The sequence below is a fragment of the Aliterella sp. E5.1 genome (assembly GCF_057473825.1).
In genome coordinates, this window is sequence record NZ_JBYCCV010000417.1 from 1 (window position 1) to 1,382 (window position 1,382).

Annotated in this window: 2 protein-coding genes; both read left to right on the forward strand. The window is 42.2% G+C overall.

Going from position 1 to position 1,382, the window contains the following annotated elements:
• A partial coding sequence (locus tag AC2VE5_RS27795) for a beta-barrel domain-containing protein (protein ID WP_486890741.1) occupies positions 1–833 on the forward strand: 833 nt, incomplete at its 5' end.
• Positions 834–881: 48 nt separating this feature from the next.
• The gene (locus tag AC2VE5_RS27800; protein WP_486890742.1) at positions 882–1,301 is read left to right on the forward strand and encodes a HetP family heterocyst commitment protein; all 420 of its coding nucleotides are present in this window, start codon (positions 882–884) and stop codon (positions 1,299–1,301) included.
• The last annotated feature ends 81 nt before the right edge of the window (positions 1,302–1,382 follow it).

Sequence of the window (1,382 nt, forward strand, 5' to 3'; positions counted from 1 at the left end):
TACAAGCATTGGTAGATGAGGGGGCAATTTCTAAAGAGTATCTGTTTCAAGCGGAGCAAAATTTGCGCGATCGCATTTCAGCTATTAGCCAAAGTCAGTTACAAGAAGATGCAATTACCAATGAACGGCTATTTCAAGCCGAGCAAACTTTGCGCGATCACCGCAGCCAAATTACCAACAACCAAGGTGAACTACAACAAACTTGGTCAGAAAAAGCCCAACTCCAAGCTGGACTAATCCAGAAGCAAGCTGAAGCTAGTGCTATTCAACTAGAAAATCAGCAACAGGCGCAACAAATGCAACTTGACGTGAGCCAGTTAAAAGCAAAAATCGCCCAGACGCAAAATCTCTTGCAAACAGCTAAAACAAGGCTATCACAACGGTTTATTATTGCCCCGGTTGATGGTGTTGTGTCATTTCTCAGCGTCCGTAACCCTGGAGAATTTGTTCAAACAGGGCAAACGGTGGCAGAAATAGCTCCCCGCACTGCACCACTAATTTTGGCAGCCAATTTGCCCAATCAAGAAGCTGGGTTTGTGAAAGTGGGGATGGAGGTACAAGTCAAATTAGACGCTTACCCCTATCAAGATTTCGGCGTTATTACAGGCAAAGTTACTTCCATCTCTCCCGACACTAAAGCCGACAAGCAGCTAGGAGAAGTGTATCGAGTTGAAGTCAACTTAGAGCGCAGCTATATCAATGCCAACCATCAAACCATCCCCTTCAAGGCTGGTCAGACAGCTACCGCAGATATTATTATTCGGCGACGGCGGATTGCCGATTTGCTCCTCGATCCCCTTAAGCAAATGCAAAAGGACGGATTGAACTTATAAACCTAAGTAGCATTACAAATGTAGTTTTACATCCAAGGCGCGATCGCTATGAGTTATCAAATGCCTCCTCAACACTCAAAACTTGACAAAGCAATGAATCCCGAACAATTTGAACAACTGGTCGAAGCCATCGTTGATGGCAAGTATTCTTGGGCTTGTGTTTTAATTCTGCGTTTTGCGGGCTACAATCCCCTCCATTATATTCCCTATCGCACTTACAACCGTTTGATGAAAGAGCGTTGCCAATCTGGCAGACAGAATGACTATCAAACAGACAACAAAGCCAAAAATCATCAATATCCCCAACCTCCTCAAAGCACATCAACAAATCGCTTAAGCAAAATTAGCGATCTAGGATATTTAGAAGTAGTAAGCAATCGACAAAACCAGATTCATGGAGGCAATCTAGATCAGTGGCTAAATGAAAATTTACAAGACCACAACTTAATCAAATTCGATCTGACTTAATTTAAAAAAAACTATTTTATAAAGGCTCATCAAAAAATTGACAATGGATAATGCAGTCATTGTCAATCTTTTATGTGTAGA